Annotated in this window: 15 protein-coding genes, 1 tRNA gene and 1 rRNA gene; 6 read left to right on the top strand and 11 right to left on the bottom strand. The window is 71.6% G+C overall.

Features of this window, described 5'->3' with window-relative positions; genetic code table 11:
- Positions 1-27: 27 nt before the first annotated feature.
- The gene (locus tag MTF65_RS27655; RefSeq protein ID WP_243631701.1) at positions 28-861 is read right to left on the bottom strand and encodes an AraC family transcriptional regulator; all 834 of its coding nucleotides are present in this window, start codon (positions 859-861) and stop codon (positions 28-30) included.
- Between the two features lie 80 nt (positions 862-941).
- Here MTF65_RS27655 and MTF65_RS27650 point away from each other — a divergent pair, with 80 nt between their 5' ends.
- The 4 genes from MTF65_RS27650 to MTF65_RS27635 all read left to right on the top strand — a co-directional run bounded on the left by MTF65_RS27650 (position 942) and on the right by MTF65_RS27635 (position 8,135).
- Positions 942-5,549: an ATP-dependent helicase gene (locus MTF65_RS27650; protein WP_243631700.1), complete on the top strand. Its 4,608-nt coding sequence runs from the start codon at positions 942-944 to the stop codon at positions 5,547-5,549.
- Positions 5,550-5,716: 167 nt separating this feature from the next.
- The gene (locus MTF65_RS27645; protein WP_243631699.1) at positions 5,717-6,421 is read left to right on the top strand and encodes a hypothetical protein; all 705 of its coding nucleotides are present in this window, start codon (positions 5,717-5,719) and stop codon (positions 6,419-6,421) included.
- 113 nt (positions 6,422-6,534) lie between these two features.
- A complete protein-coding gene (locus MTF65_RS27640; protein WP_243631698.1) occupies positions 6,535-7,338 on the top strand; it encodes a DNA-formamidopyrimidine glycosylase family protein in 804 nt (267 codons plus the stop codon).
- A gap of 32 nt (positions 7,339-7,370) precedes the next feature.
- Positions 7,371-8,135, top strand: coding sequence for an SDR family NAD(P)-dependent oxidoreductase (locus tag MTF65_RS27635; RefSeq protein ID WP_243631697.1), 765 nt, complete (start codon positions 7,371-7,373; stop codon positions 8,133-8,135).
- Between the two features lie 346 nt (positions 8,136-8,481).
- Here the strand turns inward: MTF65_RS27635 and MTF65_RS27625 are convergent, their stop codons facing one another.
- The 8 genes from MTF65_RS27625 to MTF65_RS27590 all read right to left on the bottom strand — a co-directional run bounded on the left by MTF65_RS27625 (position 8,482) and on the right by MTF65_RS27590 (position 22,424).
- Positions 8,482-8,865, bottom strand: coding sequence for a helix-turn-helix domain-containing protein (locus MTF65_RS27625; RefSeq protein WP_243631695.1), 384 nt, complete (start codon positions 8,863-8,865; stop codon positions 8,482-8,484).
- 109 nt (positions 8,866-8,974) lie between these two features.
- Positions 8,975-9,493, bottom strand: a complete 519-nt coding sequence (locus MTF65_RS27620; RefSeq protein ID WP_243631794.1) for a CinA family protein — start codon at positions 9,491-9,493, stop codon at positions 8,975-8,977.
- A 47-nt stretch (positions 9,494-9,540) separates the two neighbouring features.
- Positions 9,541-10,197 carry a CDP-diacylglycerol--glycerol-3-phosphate 3-phosphatidyltransferase gene (pgsA, locus tag MTF65_RS27615; RefSeq protein ID WP_243631694.1) on the bottom strand — a complete coding sequence of 219 codons (657 nt, stop codon included), beginning with the start codon at positions 10,195-10,197 and terminating at the stop codon, positions 9,541-9,543.
- The gene (rimO, locus tag MTF65_RS27610; protein ID WP_243631693.1) at positions 10,194-11,684 is read right to left on the bottom strand and encodes a 30S ribosomal protein S12 methylthiotransferase RimO; all 1,491 of its coding nucleotides are present in this window, start codon (positions 11,682-11,684) and stop codon (positions 10,194-10,196) included. Before rimO ends, pgsA begins: the two co-directional genes overlap by 4 nt.
- A gap of 154 nt (positions 11,685-11,838) precedes the next feature.
- Positions 11,839-12,744: a helix-turn-helix domain-containing protein gene (locus MTF65_RS27605; protein WP_243631692.1), complete on the bottom strand. Its 906-nt coding sequence runs from the start codon at positions 12,742-12,744 to the stop codon at positions 11,839-11,841.
- Positions 12,745-12,961: 217 nt separating this feature from the next.
- Complete coding sequence (locus MTF65_RS27600) at positions 12,962-15,787, bottom strand: DNA translocase FtsK (RefSeq protein WP_243631691.1); 2,826 nt, start codon at positions 15,785-15,787, stop codon at positions 12,962-12,964.
- Between the two features lie 144 nt (positions 15,788-15,931).
- On the bottom strand, positions 15,932-16,615 hold the full coding sequence (locus MTF65_RS27595; protein WP_243631690.1) for a two-component system response regulator: 684 nt from the start codon (positions 16,613-16,615) through the stop codon (positions 15,932-15,934).
- 274 nt (positions 16,616-16,889) lie between these two features.
- Positions 16,890-22,424, bottom strand: coding sequence for a HAMP domain-containing protein (locus MTF65_RS27590; RefSeq protein WP_243631689.1), 5,535 nt, complete (start codon positions 22,422-22,424; stop codon positions 16,890-16,892).
- 184 nt (positions 22,425-22,608) lie between these two features.
- Here MTF65_RS27590 and MTF65_RS27585 point away from each other — a divergent pair, with 184 nt between their 5' ends.
- Both MTF65_RS27585 and MTF65_RS27580 read left to right on the top strand, forming a co-directional pair.
- Positions 22,609-25,194, top strand: a complete 2,586-nt coding sequence (locus MTF65_RS27585) for a SpoIIE family protein phosphatase (RefSeq protein WP_243631688.1) — start codon at positions 22,609-22,611, stop codon at positions 25,192-25,194.
- Positions 25,195-25,241: 47 nt separating this feature from the next.
- The gene (locus tag MTF65_RS27580; protein ID WP_243631687.1) at positions 25,242-25,712 is read left to right on the top strand and encodes a hypothetical protein; all 471 of its coding nucleotides are present in this window, start codon (positions 25,242-25,244) and stop codon (positions 25,710-25,712) included.
- 55 nt (positions 25,713-25,767) lie between these two features.
- Here MTF65_RS27580 and MTF65_RS27575 read toward each other — a convergent pair.
- Together MTF65_RS27575 and rrf are read right to left on the bottom strand one after the other, a co-directional pair.
- A tRNA-Thr gene (locus MTF65_RS27575) sits at positions 25,768-25,843 on the bottom strand.
- Positions 25,844-25,848: 5 nt separating this feature from the next.
- Positions 25,849-25,923, bottom strand: a 5S ribosomal RNA gene (rrf, locus tag MTF65_RS27570); the annotation flags it as partial.

Raw genomic sequence — 25,923 nt, 5'->3', positions numbered from 1 at the left:
CCCCTGGGCTCGCACGCCCCCGGGGGCCTAACCGGCCCGTTCGCGCCGGTACGCCCCCGGCGGTACCCCCACGATCCGGGTGAAGTGCCGGTTCAGGTGCGGCTGGTCGGTGAAGCCGACGGCCACGGCCGCCTCCGCCGGCGCGGTGCCCGCGTCGAGCAGGCGGCGCGCCCGCCGGACCCGGGCGTCGGTGAGCCAGGTGTGCGGCGGCATCCCGTACCGCTCGCGGAAGGCCCGCAGCAGCGCGAACGGGCTGGTCCCCAGCTCCGCCGCGAGCTGCTCCAGGGACGGCGGGTCCGCCATCCGCCCCTCCAGTACGGCCCGGGCCCGTTCGGCGTCGGCGGCGCCCGCGCGGCGTACCGTACGGGCGGGCAGCGGGGCCGCGTGCCGGGCGAGCATCCGCGCCACGGCCCCCCGCAGCAGGGTGTCGGCGGCCAGCGCGTTCCCGGCCTCCGCGGCCCGGTGCACCTCGGTGATCACCCGCGCGGTCCGCGGGTCGGCGACCATGTCGGTGGTGAATCCGGGTGTCCCGCGCAGGGTGCCGATCTCGGCGGCGACCTCGGTGATCAGCTCGCGGGAGGGGTAGAGGGTGGCGTACGCCCAGCCCTCGGGCACGCCGGCGCGGGCGCTGTGGGGTACCTCGGGGTTGATCAGGACCACGCTGCCCGGCCCGGCCCGCCGGATGCCGTCGGGCATGCCGATCTCCTCGATGCCGCCGGTGACGGCCGCGATGACGTACCCGTCGTGCGCGTGGCGCGGGAAGGTGTGGCGTACGTAGTGGGCCCGCAGCAGGTCCAGCCCGGGCAGTTCCGCGTACTGCCAGTGCCGCGCCCATTCCGTCCGGCCCTCGTCCGCGCCCATCCCCCCATTCTGCGCCCCGAGTCCGGGCGGTGTTCGCGCAGGTCCGGCCCGCTGTCAGTGGCCGGGTGCACGATGGGGGCATGGCCACTGCCGCGCTCGATTCGTTCTCCCCCGCGACCCGCTCGTGGTTCACGGGGGCCTTCCGTACGCCCACGTCCGCGCAGGAGGGGGCCTGGCGGGCGATCGGGGAGGGTTCGGATGTGCTCGTCGTGGCGCCCACCGGCTCCGGCAAGACCTTGGCGGCCTTTCTCGCCGCCCTCGACCAGCTCGCGTCCACCCCGCCGCCGGCCGAGCCGAAGAAGCGCTGCCGGGTGCTGTACGTGTCTCCGCTGAAGGCCCTCGCGGTCGATGTGGAGCGGAACCTGCGCAGCCCGCTGACCGGTATCCGCCAGGAGTCCGTGCGCCTCGGGCTCCCCGAGCCGGAGATCCGGGTCGGGATCCGGTCCGGGGACACCCCGCCCGCCGAGCGGCGGGCGCTGTCCACCCGGCCGCCGGACATCCTGATCACCACGCCGGAGTCGTTGTTCCTGATGCTGACCTCGGCCGCGCGCGATGCCCTGGCCGGGATCGAGACGGTGATCCTGGACGAGGTGCACGCGGTCGCCGGGACCAAGCGCGGCGCGCATCTGGCCCTGTCCTTGGAGCGGTTGGACGAGCTGCTGCCGCGCCCGGCCCGCCGGATCGGCCTGTCGGCGACGGTCCGGCCGGTGGACGAGGTGGCCCGGTATCTCGCGCCCCGCGGCAAGGTGGAGATCGTCCAGCCGCCGTCGGACAAGGAGTTCGACCTGTCGGTGGTCGTCCCGGTCGAGGACATGGGCGAGTTGGGCGGCTCGCCCGCCACCGAGGGACGGGAGGGCGGTGACAAGCCGTCGATCTGGCCCCATGTGGAAGAGCGGATCGCCGATCTCGTCCAGGCCCACCGTTCGACGATCGTGTTCGCCAACTCCCGGCGCCTCGCCGAGCGGCTCTGCAACCGGCTCAACGAGATCGCGTACGAGCGGGCGCTGGGCGAGAAGCTGCCGGACGGGCCCCCGCCGGCCCAGATCATGGCCCAGTCGGGCGCCGCCCAGGGCGCCCCGCCGCTGCTGGCCCGCGCGCACCACGGTTCGGTGTCCAAGGAGCAGCGGGCGCTGGTGGAGGAGGATCTGAAGGCGGGCCGGCTGCCCGCCGTGGTGGCCACCTCCAGTCTGGAACTGGGCATCGACATGGGGGCCGTCGACCTGGTCGTGCAGGTCGAGTCGCCGCCCTCGGTGGCCTCCGGCCTCCAGCGTGTCGGCCGGGCCGGGCACCAGGTCGGCGCGGTCTCCACGGGCGTGGTCTTCCCCAAGTACCGGGGCGATCTGGTCCAGGCCGCCGTGGTGACGGAGCGGATGCGCACCGGCTCGATCGAATCCCTGCGCATTCCCTCCAACCCGCTGGACGTGCTCGCGCAGCAGCTGGTCGCGATGACCGCGATGGACACCTGGCAGCTGGACGACCTGCTGGCCCTGGTGCGGCGGGCGGCCCCCTTCGCGGCGCTGCCCGATTCGGCGTTCACGGCGGTGCTGGACATGCTGGCCGGCCGCTATCCGTCGGACGCGTTCGCGGAGCTCAGACCGCGCGTGGTGTGGGACCGCGTGGCCGGTACGATCACGGGCCGGCCGGGGGCCCAGCGCCTCGCGGTGACCTCCGGGGGCACCATCCCGGACCGCGGGCTGTTCGGCGTGTTCCTGGCGGGCGCCACTGGATCTGATGAAAAGAGGGGGAAGAAAGGCGGCGGCCGGGTCGGCGAGCTCGACGAGGAGATGGTCTACGAGTCCCGCGTCGGGGACGTGTTCACCCTCGGCACCACCTCGTGGCGGATCGAGGACATCACCCGGGACCGCGTGCTGGTCTCCCCCGCCCCCGGGGTGCCGGGGCGGCTGCCGTTCTGGAAGGGCGACCAGCTGGGCCGCCCGCTCGAACTGGGCCGGGCGGTCGGCGCGTTCCTGCGCGAGCTCGGCGGCCTCACCGGCGAGGACGCCCGGCTGCGCCTCCTGGCGGCCGGCCTGGACGCCTGGGCCGCGGAGAACGTGCTGGCCTATATCGCCGAGCAGCGCGAGGCGTGTGGCCATGTGCCCGACGACCGGACGATCCTGGTCGAGCGGTTCCGTGACGAGCTGGGCGACTGGCGGGTCGTCGTCCACTCCCCCTTCGGCGCCCAGGTGCACGCCCCGTGGGCCCTCGCCCTCGGGGCCCGCCTCGCCGAGCGGTACGGGATGGACGCGCAGGTCATGCATGCCGACGACGGGATCGTCCTGCGCCTGCCGGACGCGGACCTGCTCTCCATGGACCTCCTCGCCCTCGATCCGGCGGCCCCCCGTTCCTTCGAGTTCGACGACGAACAGGCCCCCTTGGGCGCGTCGGACGTCACCTTCGACCAGGGCGAGATCAGCCAGATCGTCACCGACCAGGTGGGCGGCTCCGCGCTGTTCGCCTCGCGCTTCCGCGAATGCGCGGCCCGCGCCCTGCTGTTGCCGCGCCGCGATCCGGGCAAGCGCACCCCGCTGTGGCAGCAGCGCCAGCGCGCCTCCCAACTCCTCCAGGTCGCCTCCGAATTCGGCTCGTTCCCGATCGTCCTCGAAGCGGTCCGCGAATGCCTCCAGGATGTCTTCGACGTCCCGGGTCTGACCGAGCTGATGGGCGACATCGAGGCGCGCCGCGTCCGCCTGGTCGAGGTCACCACCCCCGAGCCCTCCCCCTTCGCCCGGTCCCTCCTCTTCGGTTACGTCGCCCAGTTCCTCTACGAGGGAGACTCGCCCCTCGCCGAGCGCAGGGCGGCCGCGCTCTCGCTGGACTCCCGGCTGCTGGCCGAGCTGCTCGGGCAGGCGGAGCTGCGCGAACTGCTGGACGCGGAGGTGCTGGCGGAGCTGGAGCGGGAGCTCCAGTGGCTGGCCGAGGACCGCCGCGCCAAGGACATCGAATCGGTGGCGGACCTGCTGCGTCTGCTGGGCCCGTTGACGGATGCGGAGCTGGCCGAGCGCGGGGCGGGGCCGTCCTGGGCGGTCGAGCTCGCCGCCGCCCGCCGGGCCGTCCGCGTCCGGATCGGCGGCGCGGACCACTGGGCGGCGATCGAGGACGCGGGGCGGCTGCGCGACGCCCTGGGCACGGCCCTCCCCGTCGGGATCCCGGAGGCGTTCACCGAGCCGGTCAAGGACCCGCTCGGCGACCTCCTGGCCCGGTACGCCCGCACCCACGGGCCGTTCACCACGGCCGCCGTGGCGGCCCGGTTCGGGCTGGGCACGGCGGTCACCGAGGGCGCCCTGCACCGGCTGGCGGCGGCCGGCCGGGTGGTCCAGGGCGAGTTCCATCCGGCGGGCATCGGCCAGGAGTGGTGTGACGCGGCGGTGCTGCGCCGGCTGCGGCGCCGCTCGCTGGCCGCGCTGCGGCAGGAGGTGGAGCCGGTCCCGCCGGCCTCCCTCGCCACGTTCCTCCCGCAGTGGCAGCATCTGGGCGGCGCCCTGCGCGGCATCGACGGTCTGGCCCGCGCGGTCGAGCAGCTCCAGGGCGCCCCGGTTCCGGCCTCGGCCCTGGAGCGCCTGATCCTCCCGTCCCGGGTCGCGGGGTACTCACCGACCCTGCTGGACGAGCTCACGACCACCGGCGAGGTGGTCTGGGCCGGCGCGGGAGCCCTTCCGGGCAAGGACGGCTGGATCTCCCTCTACCTGGCGGAGGCCGCCCCTCTCCTCCTTCCTCCGCCGCACCCGCTGGAACTCACCGAGCTCCACCAGAGCATCCTCGACGCCCTCGCCGGCGGGTACGGCCTGTTCTTCCGCCAGCTCTCGGAAGCGGCCCGCGCCCGCCACCCGGAGGCGACGGACCCGGAGCTGGCCACCGCCGTCTGGGATCTGGCCTGGTCCGGCCGTCTGACGAACGACACCCTGGCCCCGCTGCGGTCCCTCCTCGGCTCGGGCCGCACGGCCGGCGCGACCGCCCACCGGGCCCGGCGCACCATCCCGCGCGGCCGGTACGGGACCCTCAGCGCGACCGTCTCCCGTACCGGCCCGCCCACGGTCACCGGGCGCTGGTCCCTCCTTCCCGCCCACGCCCCGGATCCCACCCACCGGGCCCACGCCCTGGCCCGTACCCTCCTGGACCGGCACGGGGTCGTCACCCGCGGCGCGGTGGCGGCGGAAGGCGTGGAGGGCGGCTTCAGCGCGGTCTACCGCGTCCTGTCGGCCTTCGAGGACAGCGGCCAGGCCCGCCGCGGCTACGTCGTCGAGGGCCTGGGCGCGGCGCAGTTCGCGATGGACGGCGCGGTGGACCGGCTCCGGGCGGCCGAGCGGACCCCGCCTCCGCTGGCGGCGGTGGTGCTGGCGGCCGCCGACCCGGCGAACGCGTACGGCGCGTCGCTGTCCTGGCCGGAGCCCCCGACGGGCGCGACCCACAAGCCGGGCCGCAAGGCGGGCTCCCTGGTGGTCCTGGTCGACGGTGAACTCGTCCTCTACCTGGAGCGCGGCGGCAAAACCCTGCTCGCCTGGCCCCCGGCGGAGGATCCCCGCCTCGCGGCGGCCACGGCGGCCCTGGCCGCGGCCTCCCGTGCGGGCACGCTCCCCGCTCTCACGGTGGAGCGGATCAATGCCGCTTCCGCCCTGACCTCGCCCTTCGGACGGGCCCTGGAAGCGGCCGGATTCCATGCCACGCCCCGGGGTCTGAGGCTGCGTTCGTGACCGTTTCCGGACCCGGGCTCAAAGGTTCCGCTTATGTTGCGCTTATGTACTGAGCGCGTCACGAAAGGGCCCGAGGCCCCGGCTCACCTGGCAGAACCTCTCCGCCGTGGACTATCAAGATCCTCACAGGCATCGAAATTGGCGATGCACATTCATGGGGGAGAGAAGTGAGCACCATCCGTATGAAGCGCACCACGCTCGGCGCCGTCGGCCTGGCGGTTGCCGGCACCTTGTCCCTGACGGGCTGCAAGGACGGCAACGAGGAGATCGCCCCGGCACAGTCGAGCGCTCCGTCCGCGCAGCCCTCCCAGCCCACCCAGCCCTCCCAGTCGGCGCAGCCCAGCTCCCCGGCCAGCCCGGGCGGCGGCACGGGTGGTGCCGGCGAGGCTCCCGGCGGGGCCGCGGCCGGCATGGCGAAGCCGGGCACGACCTTCAAGATCGGCGAGGCCGCCACGGTCCCGTTCACCTACGGCAAGACCAGCGGCACGATCGCCCTCACCGTCACCGCGGTCGAGCAGGGCCAGCCCGCCGACCTGGAGCCACTCAAGCTCGGCGACAAGGTCAAGGGGATGATCCCCTACTACATCCGCTACTCGGTCAAGAACGTCGGCACCACGGACCTCGCGTACTCCTCGGTGGGCCACATCAAGGGCCTGCTCCCGGACGGCAGCGAGGCGCAGGGCGTGTCGGTCATCGGCAAGTTCGAGAAGTGCAAGGACGACTCGCTGCCGAAGGGCTTCACGAACGGCCAGACGCAGACCAGCTGCGCGATCGCCCTGGCCCCGTCGGCGGAGACGAAGGTCGTCGGCGCCGAGTACTGGGGCAACCCGTACAACAACCTGAACAACAGCAAGAACCTCTACTGGAAGTAGCCGGAAGCGGCAGGCGGCCCGACCGGCCCCTGACGTTCCCGATCAACGAGCTCCGATCACCGAGCCCCTGCGACGGCACCCCGTCACAGGGGCTCGCGCGCCACAATGGGGCCATGCCCGAAGGCGACAGCATCTGGCGCGCGGCCACCCGCCTGCACGCCGCCCTGGCCGGCCGGGAGCTGCTGCGCAGTGACCTGCGCGTCCCCCGGCTGGCCACCGTGGACCTCACCGGCCGCACCACCCTCGACGTCGCTTCCCGGGGCAAACACCTCCTCACCCGCATCGAGGGCGGCCTGACCCTCCACAGCCACCTCCGGATGGACGGCGCCTGGCACGTCTTCGCCGCGCGCGAGAAATGGCACGGCGGTCCCGCCCACGAGATCCGCGCCATCCTGGGCACCGCCGACCACACCGCCGTCGGCTACCGCCTCCCGGTCCTCGAACTCCTGCGCACCTGCGACGAGGAGCGCGTCGTCGGCCATCTCGGGCCCGACCTCCTCGGCCCGGACTGGGACCCCGGCAAGGCCGCCGCCAACCTCCTGGCCTCCCCCGAGCGCCCCCTCGGCGAGGCCCTGGTCGACCAGCGCAACCTGGCCGGCCTCGGCAACATCTACAAGGCCGAGCTCTGCTTCATGGCGCAGGTCACCCCCTGGACCCCCGTAGGCGCGCTCCCCGAGTCCACCGTCCCCCGGCTGGCCGCGGCCGCCCAGCGCCTGCTCGCCGCCAACAAGGACCGCCCCCGCAACACCACCGGCATCCGCCGGCCCGGCCAGGACCTGTTCGTCTACGGGCGGGCCCGCCGCCCCTGCCTGCGCTGCGGCACCCCGATCCGCGAGGCCCCGCAGGACGACCGCCCGGCGTACTGGTGCCCCCGCTGCCAATCGGGTCCCGCGCCGTCAGCACCGCCCAGTAGTTGACGCTCCGTCAGATACGGTCGTACCGTCCCGGCATGCCCATACCCGCGTACGACCTCACCGGCCGCACCGCCCTGGTCACCGGCGCCGCCAGCGGCATCGGCCGCGCCACCGCCCTGCTCCTCGCCGAGGCGGGCGCGGCCGTGCACTGCGCGGACCGCGACGAGCGGGGCCTCGCCGAGACGGCGGCCCTCATCTCCAAGGCCGGCGGCACCTGCGCCGGTCACCTGCTCGACGTCACCGACCGCACCGCGATCCGGGCCGCCGTCGAAGCGGCGGGCCCCCTCGACATCACCGCCGCCATCGCCGGCGTCATGCACACCAGCAGCGTTCTGGAGACCACCGACGAGGACCTCGACCGGGTGATGGACATCAATTTCAAAGGGGTCCTGCGTACCTGCCAGGAGGCAGCCCTCGCCATGATCTCCGCCGGCCGCCCCGGTTCGATCGTCACCATGGCCTCCGGCGCCGTGGACGCCGCCCAGTCCGGCCTGCTCTGCTACAGCGCCGCCAAGGCCGCCGTGGTCCAGCTGACGAAGACTCTCGCCACCGAGACCGGCCCGCACGGCATCCGCGTCAACGCCGTCGCACCCGGCTGGATCCGCACCCCGATGACCGGGCGGCACTCCCCCGAGGTCCAGGAGCAGACCGAGGCGGTGATGGTCCGGATGTCCCCGCTGCGCCGCGTCGGCGAGCCCGAGGACATCGCCCAGGCCGTTCTCTACCTGGCCTCCGACGCCTCGTCCTTCATGACCGGACAGATTCTTCGTCCGAACGGCGGGGTGTCGATGCCCTGGTAGCGGCCGTCCGCCGAGCCCTCCGTACGGGACCGGGCGTGCAGTGCACCGGCAGCAGCCCCAGCCCCCAGCCGCCCACGGCCACCACGCCCTCCACAGGCCCGGAATCCGCCGGCGCCAGCGCCAGCCGCAGCACGGCCCAGCACCAGAGCACGCCCACCGCCAGCGCGAGGGCCAAACCCGGAGGTACGCGTGGTAACCGCCGCACGGCCGCCTCCCAGAGCCGGGGACCGGACGGCCCCATCCTCCCGCACGCCCCGCGCACCCGCACCCAGAACAGCCGGGAGCCCCGCCCGGTGCATCACACACCGACCGGGGCTCCGGCCACATCTCAAGCGCACACTCACGCTTACGCGGCTACGACGTTCACCGCTTCCACGGGCGCCTTGATGGTCACCCGTTCCGGCGGCCCACCCGTGACCGAGGCCACGGAGACCGAATTGAGCATCGGGCGTACCGGTGCCGGCACCGGTTCGCTCGCCGCGGCCGACTGTGCCAGCTCGGCCAGCGACAGCTCGTCGCTGACTTCCCGCATCAGCTCGGACATCCGTACGTCCAACGCGTCGCAGATCGCGGAGAGCAGCTCGGAGGATGCCTCCTTCTGCCCCCGCTCCACCTCGGAGAGATAGCCGAGCGAAACTCGGGCGGACGAGGAGACTTCGCGCAGAGTACGGCCCTGGCGCTGGCGCTGCCGACGCAGCACGTCACCCAGCAGGCGACGGAGCAGAATCATCGGTGGCTCCCTCCTCTGACCGTGTAGCCGTAACCTTCACGCCCCACCGTACCGCCTCGCGCCGTAGCCGTGCGGGGAGCGATGTCGTGTTCACTCAGGGCTGCAAACATCAAATCCCCCCGTTCTGTTCCGTATCCTGCCCCCGCAGATTCTCGCGGAGTTCGCCCGACAAGAGTTCGAGCACTGTCCGTGCACTCTCCCTACGGATTTCCCCACGGGAGCCGTTCAACCGCAGCCGGGCCGATTTCCTGCCCTCGGGACCCGCGACGGCGATGAAAACCGTCCCCACCGGCTGCCCGTCCTGCGGGTCCGGACCGGCCACTCCGGTGGTCGCGATCCCCCACGAAGCGCCCAGTACGCGCCGAACCCCGGCCGCCATCTCCTCGGCGACCTGCGCGTTCACCGCGCCGTGCGCCGCGAGCAGCTCCGCGTCCACACCCAGCAGCCGGTGCTTGAGCTCCGTCGCGTACGCCGTGACCGAGCCGCGGAAGGAGCGCGAGGCGCCCGGTACCTCCGTGAGCTCGGCGGCCACCAGACCGCCGGTCAGGGACTCCGCGACAGCGAGCGTCTGGTCACTCTCAGCGAGCAGGCGCAGCACATCTCCCGCCAGTCGCGCGGCACCCGTCACCGCCGCACCGGCCGTTTCAGCGGCCGGCGAATCCCCCGCCGCGTAGGTCACCTCGCGGCCCGCTCCGCGGCGAGGCCCTTGCGGCGCAGTACGACGGCCTCGCGGATGTAGTCCAAACCGGTGACGACGGTCAGCACGACGGCGACCGCCATCACCCAGAAGCGCAAGGTCGCCAGCGGCCCGGTCAGCGCGAGCACGTACATGCCCACCGCCGTGCCCTGGGCCAGGGTCTTCAGCTTGCCGCCCCGGCTGGCCGGAATCACCCCGTACCGGATGACCCAGAAACGCATCAGCGTGATCCCGAGTTCCCGTCCGAGGATCACCCCGGTCACCCACCAGGGCAGGTCGCCGAGCCACGAGAGGACGATCAAAGCCGACCCCATGATCGCCTTGTCGGCGATGGGGTCGGCGATCTTGCCGAAGTCCGTGACCAGGTTGTACGTGCGGGCCAGATGCCCGTCGAAAATGTCCGTGATCATGGCGACGGCGAAAGCCGCCCACGCCCACGCCCGCCAGACGGGGTCATAGCCCCCGTCGGCGAGCAGCAGCATGACGAATCCCGGCACGAGCACGAGCCGGACCATCGTCAGGATGTTGGCGATGTTCCACAGGCTGGCCTGATTGACGGCCGCAGCCCCGAGCTTCGCGCCGGGCACGGGCCGGCGGCCGGTCCCGCCCGCCGCAGATGCCGGGACTCCGGTCATCCGGCCGCCTCCTCAAGATCCATGCCCAGGGGCTCCGCCACGAGGTCCACACCGAGGGTGCCGACCACCTTCGCGGTGACGATACGTCCGGGGACCAGGCCGGTGCCGTCGGTGAAGACGACCTGACCGTCGGTCTCGGGGGCCTGGTGGGCGGCGCGCCCGTAGGCGCCTTCGCCCTCCTCCGCCTCGTCGAGCGGGACGACCGTCTCGACGAGCACTTCCAGGGTCTCTCCGATCCGCTCCTCCGCGCGCTGCGAGGTGAGCTCCTCGGCGAGCCGCTGCATGTGCGCGAGCCGCTCGGCGATGGTGTCCGCGTCCAGCTTGCCGTCGTAGGTGACGGCCTCGGTGCCGTCCTCGTCGGAGTAGCCGAACACGCCGATCGCGTCGAGGCGCGCGTGCGTGAGGAAACGCTCCAGCTCGGCGAAGTCCGACTCCTTCTCGCCGGGGAAGCCGACGATGAAGTTGGACCGGACGCCGGCCTGCGGGGCCTTGGTGCGGATGGTGTCCAGCAGCTCCAGGAACCGGTCGGTGTCACCGAAGCGGCGCATGGCGCGCAGCACGTCCGGGGCCGAGTGCTGGAAGGACAGGTCGAAGTACGGGACGACCTTGGGGGTCGAGGTGAGTACGTCGATCAGCCCGGGCCGCATCTCGGCGGGCTGGAGGTAGCTGACGCGGACGCGCTCGATGCCGTCCACCTCGGCCAGCTCGGGCAGCAGGGTCTCCAGCAGGCGGATGTCGCCGAGGTCCTTGCCGTACGAGGTGTTGTTCTCGGAGACCAGCATGATCTCCTTGACGCCCTGCTCGGCGAGCCAGCGCGTCTCGCCCAGCACATCGCTGGGGCGGCGGGAGATGAAGGAGCCGCGGAAGGACGGGATGGCGCAGAAGGAGCAGCGCCGGTCGCAGCCGGAGGCGAGCTTGACCGAGGCCACGGGGCTCTTGTCGAGGCGGCGGCGCAGCGGCGCGCGCGGCCCGGAGGCGGGCGCCAGACCCGTAGGAAGATCGGGCAGTTCCGTCGGGGCCTGGGCGTGGCCCGGGAGTGCGACCTCGGCCTCCTGGCGCTCCGCCGGGCTGATCGGCAGCAGCTTGCGCCGGTCGCGCGGGGTGTGGGAGGCGTGGATGCCTCCGTTGAGGATGGTCCGGAGGCGGTCCGAGATGTCGGCGTAGTCATCGAAACCGAGCACGCCGTCGGCCTCGGGGAGCGCTTCGGCGAGCTCCTTGCCGTAGCGCTCGGCCATGCAGCCGACGGCGACGACGGCCTGGGTCTTGCCATGATCCTTGAGATCGTTGGCTTCCAGGAGGGCGTCTACGGAGTCCTTTTTGGCGGCTTCGACAAAGCCGCAGGTGTTGACGACGGCTACGTCCGCGTCGGCGGCGTCCTCGACGAGCTCCCAGCCATCCGCCGCCAAGCGGCCTGCGAGCTCCTCCGAGTCCACCTCGTTACGGGCGCAGCCAAGAGTGACAAGGGCGACGGTACGGCGTTCGGGCATGGGCTCAAGACTACTTCGTCCCGGCGCGGGCCCCGGCCTCACGTCCGGGTACAGCGAGATCCCCGGGGTGCGGCGCTGCGCCCCGGGGATCCGGAATTGCCTGTTCAGCCCTTGGCCGGGGTGGGGGTCCCCCCGGCCGGAGGCTGGGGGAGGGTCAGCCCGCCTGGGCCTCGCCCTGACGCGGGTCGTCCTTGGTGTATGTGAGGCGTTCCACCTGCCCCGGCTGGAAATCGTCCTCGATCTCCTTGCCGTTCACGAACAGGTTGACGGCCCCGGCGTCGCCGAGGACGAGCTCGATGGATTCCTTGTCGGTGAAGGTCTTCGAGTCGCCCTCCTCGAGGGTTCCGTCGAAGAGCAGCCGACCGCTGTGGTCCTTCGCGGAGATCCAGCTGTCGCCGTCGTCGGCCGTCAGGACGACCGTGACGAGGTCCTTGGGCGCGGCGGCGATGGCGCTGTCCGAAGGCTCCGGCTTGGGCGCCTGCGGGGTCTGGGGCTGGGCGGCGGGCTTCCCGGCGGGCTGCTTGGGGGCGGGCTTCGGGGAGGCGGAACCTTCCGCCACCGGCCGCTTGGCGTCGTCGCCGCCGCTGAAGGCGGTGAAACCGACGAAGCCGATCACGGCGACGATGGCGGCGACCATGGCCGCGGTCCAGTTGGGCCGCTGCCGTTCGGGGCGGATGCGCTCGGCTTCGAACATCGGCGCGGCGGGTGTGGGTGCCGGCCGACCGCCGTGGGCCGCGTCGTAGCTGTCGACCAGGGGTGCCGGATCGAGACGCACGGCGCGGGCGAGCGTACGGATGTGACCGCGGGCGTAGACGTCGCCGCCGCACCGCGTGAAGTCGTCCTCTTCGATCGCGTGCACGATCGGAATGCGCACGCGGGTGGTGGAGCTGACCTCTTCGACGGTGAGCCCGGCGGCGATCCGGGCCTTCTTGAGGGCCGTCCCGATGGACGGTCCTTCGGCGGAGCGTTCGACGACGGGGTCCTCGGAGATGGGGTCCTCGGACCGCTCGTCGAGCGAAGGCCGCTCGTCTTCTGGGGAGTTGGAGTTGCCGATGGACACAAGGGCGCCTTTCGAGCGTGTAGCCACCTGCTGGATGTCCAGTCTAGGGGGGTGACGAAAGGGTGGAGCAACCGGAGGGTGGACTTCCTACGCCATCCGAATGGCGATCCGAACAGCGAGGGGAGTCCGGGAGCTGCGGCGGCCCGGCACCGGGCACGGTGCCGCCACCTCCCTCAACTTGACGCGGCCCCAAGGGAAACGGTTGCCCGCCGACGAATTACGGTTGGGTCTCCCCCCGGATGACGGCGAGCACCCCGTCCAGCTCGTCGGGCTTCACCAGCACGTCGCGCGCCTTCGAACCCTCGCTCGGGCCGACGACTCCCCGCGATTCCATCAGGTCCATGAGCCGCCCGGCCTTGGCGAAGCCCACGCGCAGCTTGCGCTGGAGCATCGAGGTGGAGCCGAACTGGGTGGAGACCACCAGCTCCGCCGCCTGGCACAGCAGGTCGAGGTCGTCGCCGATCTCCTCGTCGATCTCCTTCTTCTGCTTCTGCCCAACGGTGACGTCCTCCCGGAAGACCGGCGCCATCTGGTCCTTGCAGTGCTGGACGATACCGGCGATCTCGTCCTCGGTGACGAAGGCGCCCTGGAGGCGGACCGGTTTGTTCGCACCCATCGGCAGGAACAGACCATCACCCTTTCCGATGAGCTTCTCGGCGCCGGGCTGGTCGAGGATGACCCGGCTGTCGGCGAGCGAGGAGGTGGCGAAGGCAAGGCGCGAGGGCACGTTCGCCTTGATCAGGCCGGTGACCACGTCCACCGAGGGCCGCTGGGTGGCGAGCACCAGGTGGATGCCGGCCGCGCGGGCCAGCTGGGTGATGCGCACGATCGAGTCCTCGACGTCGCGCGGGGCCACCATCATCAGGTCCGCGAGCTCGTCGACGATCACGAGCAGATACGGGTACGGGCTGAGCTCCCGCTCGCTGCCCGGCGGCAGTTTGATCTTGCCGTCCCGGATCGCCTGGTTGAAGTCGTCGATGTGCCGGTAGCCGAAGGCGGCCAGATCGTCGTAGCGCAGGTCCATCTCGCGCACGACCCACTGGAGCGCCTCGGCGGCCCGCTTGGGGTTGGTGATGATCGGCGTGATCAGGTGCGGGATGCCCTCGTACGCGGTCAGCTCGACGCGCTTGGGATCCACGAGCACCATCCGGACGTCCTCCGGCGTCGCCCGGACCATGACCGAGGTGATCAGGCAGTTGATGCAGGAGGACTTGCCGGAGCCGGTGGCCCCGGCGACCAGCACGTGCGGCATCTTCGCGAGGTTGGCCATGACGTAGCCGCCCTCCACGTCCTTGCCGAGCGCGACCAGCATCGGGTGGTCGTCCTCGGCGGCGTCCGCGAGTCGCAGGACGTCGCCCAGGTTGACCATCTCGCGGTCGGTGTTCGGGATCTCGATGCCGACCGCCGACTTGCCCGGGATGGGGCTGATGATCCGCACGTCCGGGGAGGCCACGGCGTAGGCGATGTTCTTCGCCAGCGCCGTGATCCGCTCGACCTTCACCGCTGCGCCGAGCGTCACCTCGTAGCGGGTGACCGTCGGGCCCCGGGTGAAGCCGGTGACCTGCGCGTCCACCTTGAACTCGGTGAAGACGTTGGTCAGCGAGGCGACGACCGCGTCGTTGGCGGCGCTGCGCGTCTTGCCCGGCCCGCCGCGCTCCAGCAGGTCCAGCGAGGGCAGGGCGTACGTGATGTCCCCGCGCAGCTGGAGCTGCTCGGCGCGGGGCGGCAGCGGCTGGGTCTCCGGCGGGGCCTTGGTCAGGTCCGGCACGGCAAGGGTTCCGGAGGCCGCGGCGGTGCTGTCGTGCGGCGCGGCCGCGGCACGGGCCGCCGGGGAGCCCGCCGAGGGTGCGGCCGGGACCGGGGCCTCCCGGGCGGGCGGCACCGGAGCGGTGACCTCCGCGCCCTCCCGCGGGGCGGAGATCCCCTGGGTGAGGTCGGCGACCAGCGCGGAGGGCGGCATTCCGCCGTAGACCACCCCGTCCAGCGCGGCGGCCGCCGCCGCGGCCACGTCGACGGCGTCCATCTCCCGGTCCATGGCGGACCGGGCGGCGGCCCGCCGGGGGCGCCGGCGCCGGGCGAGCGCCTCCTCCTCGGCGTCGTCGGCCGGATCGTCCGGCTCCCCGGCTCCGGCGGCCCCGGACCGGGCCCGCCACCGCTCGGGGTCATGACGGTCCCGGCCCCGCCGGCCGCCGGCCGCGCCCGCTGTGTCCGTCCCGTCCTGCCCGTCCCGCCCGTCGTACTCGTCGTGCTCGGTGGGTGCGACGATCCCCAGCCGGATCCCGAGCGCGCGCAGCCGCTGCGGAATCGCGTTGACCGGGGTGGCGGTGACGACCAGCAGCCCGAAGATCGTGAGGAGCACCAGCATCGGCACGGCGAGCGGCGCGCCCATCGTGAAGATCAGCGGCTTCGAGGCCGCCCAGCCGACCAGCCCGCCCGCGTTCTGCATGGCGGTCGTGCCCTCGTCCCGGCCGGGGGCCCCGCAGGCGATGTGGACGAGCCCGAGGACGCCGATGACCAGCGCGGACAGGCCGATGCCGATGCGCCCGTTGGCATCGGTCTGCTCGGGGTGGCGGATGAAACGTGCCGCCATGACGCCGAGCAGGATCGGCACGAGCAGATCCAGTCGCCCGAAGGCACCGGTGACCAGCATGGTGACCAGTTCCCCGACGGGACCGCTCAGGTTCGACCAGGTTCCGGCGGCGACGATCAGCGCGAGTGCGAGGAGCAGCAGCGCGAGGCCGTCCTTGCGGTGGGCGGGGTCGAGATTCTTGGCGCCCCTGCCGACCCCGCGGATCACCGCTCCGACCGCGTGCGCGAGACCGAGCCAGCAGGCCCGCACCAGCCGTACGACTCCCCCGGTCGGGGACGGCGCGGGCTTGGCCGCGACCTTCTTGACCGGGGCGCGCTTGGCAGCCGCGGCCTTCTTCGCCGCGGGACTCCGCGCGGGAGCCGCCTTCTTCGCCGGCGCCGTCGTACGGCCGGTGCGGCCCTTCGCGGTACCCGCGGTGCTCTGGGAACCCTTGCCGGACGTACTTGAGGCCATGCGCCCGAGATTACCGGTGTCCACGCCGGTGGACACGCGTGCCCACCCCTTCACCCGTTCGTGTCGCTCCGCCGGCCCACGTTTTGACGGTCCCTCAGACCGCGCGTACGCCCAGCCGGTCCTGCGGGCGGACCCGCGGGACTCTCAGCCCTGCGCGGGCAGCATCGGCGCGCCTCCGCCGGTCCCGGGCTCCAGCGCGTCCAGCGCCCGCCGCAGTCCGGTCAGCTTCCGCTCCAGGTGGGCGGCGGTCGCCACCACCGCCGCATCGGCCGACTCCTCGCCGAGCTGCTTGGTCAGCGCCTCGGCCTGCTCCTCGACGGCCGCGAGCCGCGCGGAGAGCTCGGCCAGCAGCCCGGCCGCCTCCTTGCCGCCGTCCGCGCCGTTGGAGCCGCCGCCCTCCAGCTGGAGCCGCAGCAGCGCGGCCTGCTCCCGCAGTTGGCAGTTCTTCGTATACAACTCCACGAACACCGAGACCTTGGCCCGCAGCACCCACGGGTCGAAGGGCTTGGAGATGTAGTCCACCGCGCCGGCCGCGTACCCGCGGAAGGTGTGGTGCGGACCGTGGTTGATCGCGGTGAGGAAGATGATCGGGATGTCCCGGGTCCGCTCCCGCCGCTTGATGTGCGCGGCGGTCTCGAATCCGTCCATCCCCGGCATCTGCACATCCAGCAGGATGACCGCGAAATCGTCCGTCAGCAGCGCTTTGAGCGCTTCCTCCCCCGACGACGCCCTGACCAGTGTCTGATCGAGCGCGGAGAGGATGGCCTCCAGCGCCAGCAGATTCTCCGGCCGGTCGTCGACCAGGAGGATCTTGGCCTTCTGCACCATGCCCTGTCCTCCTCGCCCCGGCATGGGGCCTCCCCGGCTCCTGGCACCGGCGCGCGCGCCGGGCCCCGCCCCAGAGGGCGGCATCCTTGCGCCGTCCGTCCTTGTGCCGGTCATCGTAGCCCCAGTCCCGAGATCGCCACACCCTGTCACCAGGATGTCACTGTGCACGAAGCAGAAACGGTGCGGGAGAGCAGAAGGTTCCCCGCATACCGCCCTCCCACACCGTCGCGGCCACACTGCGTCAGCAATTGATACCAATGCGGCCGCCGAGTGATCATTTCCCGCGCATCCACTGCTCCATCACCGACAGCAGATAGTCGGGTTCAACGGGCTTGGTGACGTAGTCGGAAGCACCGGAATCGATCGCCTTCTCCCGGTCCCCCTTCATCGCCTTCGCCGTCAGCGCGATGATCGGCAGCCCCGCGAACTGGGGCATCCGCCGGATCGCCGAGGTCGTCGCGTACCCGTCCATCTCCGGCATCATGATGTCCATCAGCACGACCGTCACATCGTCGTGCTGCTCCAGCACCTCGATGCCCTCCCGGCCGTTCTCCGCGTACAGCACCGCCAGTCCGTGCTGCTCCAGCACGCTGGTCAGCGCGAAGACGTTGCGTACGTCGTCGTCCACGATGAGGACCTTCTCGCCGTGGAAGTCGTACGTCCGGGGCGACACCGGAAGTTCCTCGTCCGCACTGCCCCAGCCGTCCTGCGCCCCCTGGCCCGTCGGCTGCCCCGGCACCGCCGTACGCGCCTCCAGGTCGCTCAACGACTTGCGCCGGCGCCTGAACAGCGCGGCGGCGCCGCCCTGCCCCTGCCCGGCCTGCTCGGAGACCGGCACGGACCGCTGCGCCGGCTGAGCCTGAGCGGGCGGTACGGACACAGGTGCCGCCGGGGCCGCCGGCAGCGCGGGCCGCGCCTCCTCGGCGGACCTGCGGTACAGCTCGCTCCGCCCGCCACCGGGCGTCGGCGGCGCGTACCCCTGCGGGGGCAGCTCGCTCGGGTGCAGCGGCAGGTACAGCGTGAAGGTGGATCCCCGGCCCGGCTCACTGGCCGCGTGGATCTCACCGCCCAACAGCCGGGCGATCTCCCGGCTGATGGACAGCCCGAGGCCCGTGCCCCCGTACTTCCTGCTGGTCGTCCCGTCGGCCTGCTTGAACGCCTCGAAGATCACCAGCATCTTGCTCGCCGCGATCCCGATCCCGGTGTCCGTCACCGAGAAGGCGATCAGGTCCCCGTCCGCCTCGCGCAGCGAACCGGCCTCCAGCAGCTGCTCCCGGATCGCCGGCGGCACATCCGTACCGGCGGGCCGGATCACCAGCTCCACCGCCCCGGTGTCGGTGAACTTCACCGCGTTCGACAGCAGATTGCGCAGCACCTGCAACAGCCGCTGCTCGTCCGTGTGCAGGGTGGCCGGCAGCTCCGGGGAGACCCGTACCGAGAAGTCCAGCCCCTTCTCCGCCGTCAGCGGCCGGAAGGTGGCCTCCACGTAGTCCACGAGCTGGACCAGCGCGATCCGGGTCGGTGAGACGTCCATCTTCCCGGCCTCGACCTTCGACAGGTCGAGGATGTCGTTGATCAGCTGGAGCAGGTCCGAGCCCGCCCCGTGGATCGTCTCGGCGAACTCCACCTGCTTCGGCGACAGGTTCTCGTCCGCATTGTCGGCCAGCAGCTTCGCCAGGATCAGCAGCGAGTTCAGCGGCGTACGCAGCTCGTGCGACATGTTCGCCAGGAACTCGGACTTGTACCGCATCGACACCGCGAGCTGCTCGGCGCGCTCCTCCAGAACCTGCCGGGCCTCCTCGATCTCGGTGTTCTTCACCTCGATGTCCCGGTTCTGCTGGGCCAGCAGCTCGGCCTTCTCCTCCAGCTCCGCGTTGGCGGCCTGGAGCGCCTTCTGCCGGTTCTCCAGCTCGTCGGAGCGCTCGCGCAGCTGCTCGGTCATCTCCTGCGACTGCTTGAGCAGCATCTCCGTCTTGGAGTTGACGCTGATGGTGTTGACGCTCGTACCGATCATCTCGGCGATCTGGCTGAGGAAGTCCTTCTGGATCTGCGTGAAAGGCGTGAACGAGGCCAGCTCGATGACGCCGAGCACCTTCCCCTCGAACAGCACCGGCAGCACGATCACATGCGCCGGCGGGGCCTCGCCCAGCCCGGAGGAGATCTTCAGATAGCCGGGCGGGGTGTTCTCGACGAGGATCGTCCGCTTCTCCTCGGCGACCGTCCCGATCAGCCCCTCCCCCGGTCGGAACGAGGTGGGCATCTGGCTGCCCGCGTACGCGTAACTGCCGCGCATCCGCAGCTCGTACGAGCCTTCGGCGCCGCCGTCCGCCCCGATCTCGGTGCTGCCGCCCGTCGGCAGGGCCAGGAAGAACGCGCCGTGCTGGGCGGAAACCACCGGGGTGAGCTCACTCATGATCAGCGAGGCCACGTCGTCCAGCTCCCGGCGGCCCTGCATGAGGGCGGAGATCCGGGCCAGGTTGCCCTTCAGCCAGTCCTGCTCCTTGTTGGCCAAGGTGGTGTCGCGCAGGTTGACGATCATCGTGTTGATGTTGTCCTGGAGGACCTGGATCTCGCCCGCGGCGTCCACATCGACCTTCAGGCTCAGGTCGCCGCGGGTCACGGCCGTGGCCACGGCCGCGATGGCGCGCACCTGCCGGGTGAGGTTCCCGGCCATCTCGTTCACGGACTCCGTGAGGTCCCGCCAGGTGCCGTCCACGTCGCGCACCCGGGCCTGGCCGCCGAGGATGCCCTCGGTACCCACCTCGCGGGCGACCCTCGTCACCTGGTCGGCGAACGAGGACAACTGGTCGACCATCGTGTTGATGGTGGTCTTGAGCTCCAGGATCTCGCCACGGGCGTCGATGTCGATCTTCTTGGTCATATCGCCCTTGGCGATGGCGGTCGTGACCATGGCGATCTGCCGCACCTGGCCGGTGAGGTTGGAGGCCATGAAGTTCACCGAGTCGGTGAGGTCCTTCCACGTCCCCGAGACGCCCGGCACATGCGCCTGGCCGCCGAGCCGGCCCTCCGTACCCACCTCACGCGCCACTCGCGTCACCTCGTCGGCGAACGAGGACAGGGTCTTCACCATCGTGTTCACGGTGTCGGCGAGCTGGGCGACCTCGCCGCGCGCCTCGACCGTGACCTTCTTCGTCAGATCGCCGTTGGCGACCGCCGCCGAGACCTGCGAGATGTTGCGCACCTGCGAAGTGAGGTTGTTGGCCATCAGGTTGACGTTGTCGGTCAGGTCCTTCCAGATGCCGGTCACCCCGCGCACCCGGGCCTGACCGCCGAGGATGCCCTCGGAGCCCACCTCGCGGGCCACCCGGGTCACCTGCTCCGCGAACGACGACAGCTGGTCCACCATCGTGTTGACGGTCGTGACGAGTTCGAGGATCTCGCCCTTCGCATCGACGGTGATCTTCTTGGAGAGGTCGCCCATCGCGACCGCCGTCGTCACCTCGGCGATGTTGCGCACCTGCGACGTCAGGTTGTTCGCCATGAAGTTGACGGACTGGGTGAGGTCCTTCCAGGTGCCGGAGACACCCTTCACCTCCGCCTGACCACCCAGGATGCCCTCGGTACCCACCTCGCGGGCGACACGGGTCACCTGCTCCGCGAAGTTCGAGAGCTGGTCCACCATCGTGTTGAGGGTGTTCTTCAGCTCCAGGATCTCGCCCCGCGCGTCCACGTCGATCTTCTGCGAGAGGTCACCGCGCGCCACCGCCGTCGCGACCTGCGCGATGTTGCGCACCTGCGAGGTCAGGTTCCCGGCCATGCCGTTCACCGAGTCGGTCAGATCACGCCAGACTCCGGCCACCCCGGGCACCTGCGCCTGGCCGCCGAGGCGGCCCTCCGTACCCACGTCCCGGGCCACCCGGGTCACCTGCTCGGCGAAGGCGGAGAGCTGGTCGACCATCGTGTTGATGGTGTTCTTCAGCTCCAGGATCTCGCCGCGCGCGTCCACGTCGATCTTCTGGGACAGGTCACCGCGCGCCACCGCCGTCGTCACCTGGGCGATCTGTCGCACCTGCGACGTCAGGTTGCCGGCCATGAAGTTGACGGAGTCGGTGAGCTCCTTCCAGGTGCCGGACACCCCCTCCACGCGCGCCTGGCCGCCGAGGCGGCCCTCCGTACCCACGTCCCGCGCCATCCGCGTGACCTGGTCCGCGAACGAGGACAGCTGGTCCACCATCGTGTTCACGGTGTTCTTCAGCTGGAGCATCTCGCCGGAGACGTCCACGGTGACCTTCTGCGACAGGTCTCCGTTGGCCACCGCCGTCGTCACCTGGGCGATGTTGCGGACCTGCCCGGTCAGGTTGCGGAAGGCGGTGTTCACCGAGTCGGTGAGGTCCTTCCAGGTGCCGGCGGCCCCGGGCACCTGCGCCTGACCGCCCAGCTCACCCTCGACGCCGACCTCACGGGCCACCCGCGTCACCTCGGCACCGAACGACTGGAGCTGGTCCACCATCGTGTTGACGGTGTTCTTCAGCTCCAGCATCTCGCCGGCCACATTGACGGTGACCTTCTGCGAGAGATCGCCGTTGGCCACGGCGGTCGTCACCTGCGCGATGTCCCGCACCTGAGTGGTCAGGTTGCGGAAGACCGTGTTCACCGAGTCGGTGAGGTCCTTCCACGTGCCCGCGGCGCCCGGCACCTGCGCCTGGCCGCCCAGCAGACCCTTCGCGCCGACCTCGCTGGCCACCCGCGTGACCTCGTCCGCGAAAGTCCGCAGCGTCTCGGTCATCTGGTTGATCGTTTCGGCCAGCTGCGCCACCTCGCCGCGCGCGCTGACCCGGACCTTCTGCGACAGATCGCCGTTGGCGACAGCCGTCGTGACCTGCGCGATCCCGCGCACCTGGGCGGTCAGATTGCCCGCCATCGTGTTGACGGAGTCGGTCAGGTCCTTCCACACACCGGCGACCCCGGGCACCTTCGCCTGGCCGCCGAGCTCGCCCTCCGTACCCACCTCTCGGGCGACCCGCGTCACCTCGGAGGAGAACGAGGACAGCTGGTCCACCATCGTGTTCACGGTGTTCTTCAGCTGGAGCATCTCGCCGGCCACGTGCACCGTGACCTTGCGCGACAGATCGCCCTTCGCCACCGCCGTCGTCACCAGGGCGATGTCACGCACCTGAGCGGTGAGCCGGTACGCCATGGTGTTGACGGAGTCGGTCAGGTCCTTCCAAGAACCGGACATTCCGCGCACCTGGGCCTGGCCGCCGAGCTTGCCCTCGGTGCCCACCTCCAGCGCCACCCGCGTCACCTCGTCGGTGAACGCGGACAGCTGGTCGACCAGGTTGTTGACCGTACGGCCGACCTTCAGGAACTCCCCGCGCAACGGATGCCCGGACCCGTCGGCCGTCTGCGTCCGCAGGTCCATCCGCTGGTCCAGGTCGCCCTCGGCCACCGCCGACAGCACCCGTCCCACCTCGGACACCGGCCGGGCCAGGTCGTCCACCAGCTGGTTCGAGGCGTCGATCGCGGCCGCCCAGGAGCCCTCACAGGCCCCCGTCTCCAGCCGCTCGCTGAGCTTGCCCTCGCGGCCCACCATCCGCCGGACCCGGGACAGCTCACCCGTCAGGTGGAGATTGCGGTCGGCGACCTCGTTGTAGACGGCGGCGATCTCCGCCATCACCCCGTCGCCGGACACCGTCAGCCGCTTGCGGAAGTTGCCGTCCCGCATCGACACCAGGGCCGTGAGCAGGCGGTTCAGGGCGGCGGTATCGACTTCCGTCGTCCCGTTCCGCCGGGACCGGCCGCCTTTCGGGCGCGTCCCCGTACGCCGCGCCGCTGCGCCAGACTCCACCGTGTCCCTCCCGAAAGGGTCGACAGCTGTACTCCACCGGACGTTCGACCATCGAAGACCCGACACTCCAAGGCCCGGCTCTCTAAGCCTGCCCAGTGTTTCACCCTGGCCGAACCTGGCCATAACACTTCGGCACCATCGCACACCCGCCGCACCCCGCGGGTGGAATCCCCAACGAGGCACCATGCCGACCGTGAAGGTAAGTAACCTGGCATCCAATGTCCAACCGCGTCGAAGGAGACTCGTGATCACGGCTCGGGCGGCTGCCAGTTTCGACCCTCTCGCGCGGTCGGTCGCCGCCGCCCGCGCGTTCGTCCGCGACACCCTTCAGGGCTGGGGCTTCGCCGACATCGTCGACGACGCGGTGGTCCTCACGAGCGAGCTGGTCACCAACGCCGTCGTCCACGCCGGCACCCGGGCCGAGGTACTGTGCCTGCGCGCCGAGGACGGCGTACGCGTCGAAGTCGCCGACCGGTACCCCGAGCGCGAGCTCCCGCTCCGCCACCCCGGCCAGCGCCCGTACGCGGACCCTGACCGCGAGAGCGGCCGCGGCCTGATGCTCTGCGGCGCCCTCGCCACCCGCTGGGGCGTCGAGTACACGGGCACGCACAAACACGTCTGGTTCCGCCTCGACCTGCCCGACCGACCGGTCGGTACCCGCTCCGCCGGCCCCGTCGTCCCGGATCAGCTCCTCCCCCTCGCCGACAGCCGCGTCCGGGTCGCCGTCCTCCAGATCGACGCCGCCGACACCATCTCCGCCTGGAACGACGACGCCGAGCACATCTTCGGCTACCCCGCCGAGAAGGCCGTCGGCCGTCCGCTCGCCGAACTCGCCGCCTGGCCGCAGACCCCCGGCACGGGCACCGGCATCGCCGAGGCCCTTCGCCTGTCCCGCTGGGAGGGCAGCTACGGCATCCGCGGCGCCGACGGCCGCGTCATCCCCGTCTACGCCTCCCACCTTCGGGTCCGCGACGCACACGGCGAACCGTCCATCGTCTGCCTGCTGGTCCACGACGACGAGCGCGCCCTGCTCCAGACCCCCGTACGAGTGGCCTCCTCGGACGCCGGTCAACTCACCGAGGCCCGCCCGGTCGACCCCTTCGAGGTGTTCATCGGCTCCCCCGCCCCCGACGACCTCGACGGCCTGCTCCAACGCACCGTCGAGCGCGCCCGTGACATGCTCGACGCCGACGCCGCGTTCCTCCTGCTCGCCACCGACGACGAAACGGAGCTGGAGGTACGCGCCGCGACCGGCCTGCCCTCCACCCGCCAGCGCTTCGCCCGCGTCCCCGTCGAGGCCGGGACCAACCGCTACGGCTCCGCCCGGATGCCCGCCGTCCACGACGACCTCGCCGCCGTCCCCGGAGCCGTACCGCTCCTGGAGGGCACCGGCATGCGCTCCGTGGTCACCGTCCCCCTCAAGGTCGAAGGCCGCCTCACCGGCTCCCTCGGCGTCGCGGCCGAGAACCCCGGCCGCTACTCGAACGAGGAGGCCCTGCGGCTCCAGTTCGCCGCCGACCGCATCGCCCTCGCCGTCGAATCCGCCCGCCTCGGCGAGCTGGAACGCCTGCGCCGCGGCTCCCTCTCCTTCCTCGTCGAGGCCTCCGACCTGCTCGCCGGCACCCTCGACCGGGACCAGACCCTGGCCCTCGTGGCCCAGATGACCGTCCCGACCCTCGCCACCTGGTGCGCCGTCTACACCATCGCCGACCAGTCCTCCGAGCCGTACCTCTCCTACGTCCTGCACGAGGACGAGGAACGCATCGACGGCCTCAAGGCCCTGCTCTCCCGGGTCAGCCCACCGGAGCCGGTCCGCGAGGCCGGCGCCCGCCCCTGGCCCGAGACCACCCTCGCCGTCGGCGGCGAGACCGTGGTTCTCCCGCTCCTCGCCCGCAACCGCGTCATCGGCCTGCTCACCCTCGGCAAGCCCTCCGAGGAACACTTCCGGCAGGAGATCCTCGAACTCGCCGAGGACCTCTCGCGCCGGGCCGCCCTCGCCCTGGACAACGCCCGCCTCTACTCCGAGCGCACCGCCATCAGCCGCTCCCTCCAGCGCAGCCTGCTGCCACCCGGCTCTCCCGCGATCCCCGGCATGGAGGTCGAGGTCATCTACCGCGCGGCCGGCGAGGGCAACGAGGTCGGCGGCGACTTCTACGACGTCTTCCCGATCCGCGACGGCGTCTACGGCTACGCCATCGGCGACGTCTGCGGTACGGGCCCCGAGGCGGCCGCCGTCACCGGCCTCGCCCGCCACGCCCTGCGCCTGCTGGCCCGCGAGGGCCTCGGCGGCCCGGCGGTCCTGGAGCGCCTGAACGCGGCGATCCTCGACGAGGGCGCCCGCAGCCGCTTCCTCACGCTCCTCTACGGCGAACTCCACCCGCAGCAGGACGGCAGCGCCCTGATGAAGGTCGTCTGCGCCGGCCACCCCCTCCCGCTGCGCCTGCGCCCGAACGGCGAGGTGGTCCCCGCCGCGGAACCGCAGCCGCTGCTCGGCGTGCTCGAAGACCTCGACCTGTACGAGCAGACCCTGACCCTGGACCCGGGCGACGTCCTGCTCTGCGTCACGGACGGCGTGACCGAACGCCGCGAGGGCACCCGCATGCTCGGCGACGACGGCCTCGCCGAGGTCCTCACCACCTGCACCGGCCTCACCGCCGGCGCCGTCGCCTCCCGCGTCCTGCGCGCGGTGGAACGCTTCGCGGCCGAACCCGCGTCGGACGACATGGCCATCCTCGCCTTCCGCGTCCCGCACCAGCGCGAAGGCGAATAGCGTCTGCCTCTGGCCTCGGGTGTCCACGGTGTGCTCAACTCACCACCGTGGACACAGTCTTGACCAGTGTGGTGGCCGTCTCCGGCACCTTGATCGGCTCCTTGAGCACCTACCTGTTCCAGCGCCGCACGGCCGAACGCGCGGAGGCGGTGGCCCGCGGGGAACGACTGCGCCAGGAGCGCCTCGCCGCGTACAGCGGCTACGCGGCGGCGGTCACGGATCTCAAACGCGCGAAGATCACCCTATGGTTCCGCCAGCGACGCTCCCCACGCGACGAGGAGTCGTTGCTGGCGGCTCTCCTGGAGAGCGACCGCCTGGGAGCCGCAGCCGAAACAGCCGCGTTCCGCCTCCAGCTCGTGGCCGACGATCCGCAGCTGCGCCGGCTGATGGAGGCCGCATTCGCCAAGGTTGGTGAGATCACCCGCGCGGAGGACCGACAGGCGGTCATCGCGATCGAGTCGGAGTTCGAGCAGGCTGTGCGCACGTTCATCGACGCGGCGGCCGACCAGCTGCGCTGAAGCAAGCCCATGAAACGCAAAAAGGCCCCCGCCAATAGGCGGGGGCCTTCTTTACTGGAGCCCTTTAACGGAATCGAACCGTTGACCTTCTCCTTACCATGGAGACGCTCTACCGACTGAGCTAAAAGGGCGGGTTGTTCGGCGGCGTCCTACTCTCCCACAGGGTCCCCCCTGCAGTACCATCGGCGCTGAAAGGCTTAGCTTCCGGGTT

Source organism: Streptomyces sp. APSN-46.1 (assembly GCF_022815725.1).
Lineage (GTDB): Bacteria > Actinomycetota > Actinomycetes > Streptomycetales > Streptomycetaceae > Streptomyces.
This window is presented reverse-complemented; position numbering and strand designations above follow the sequence as displayed.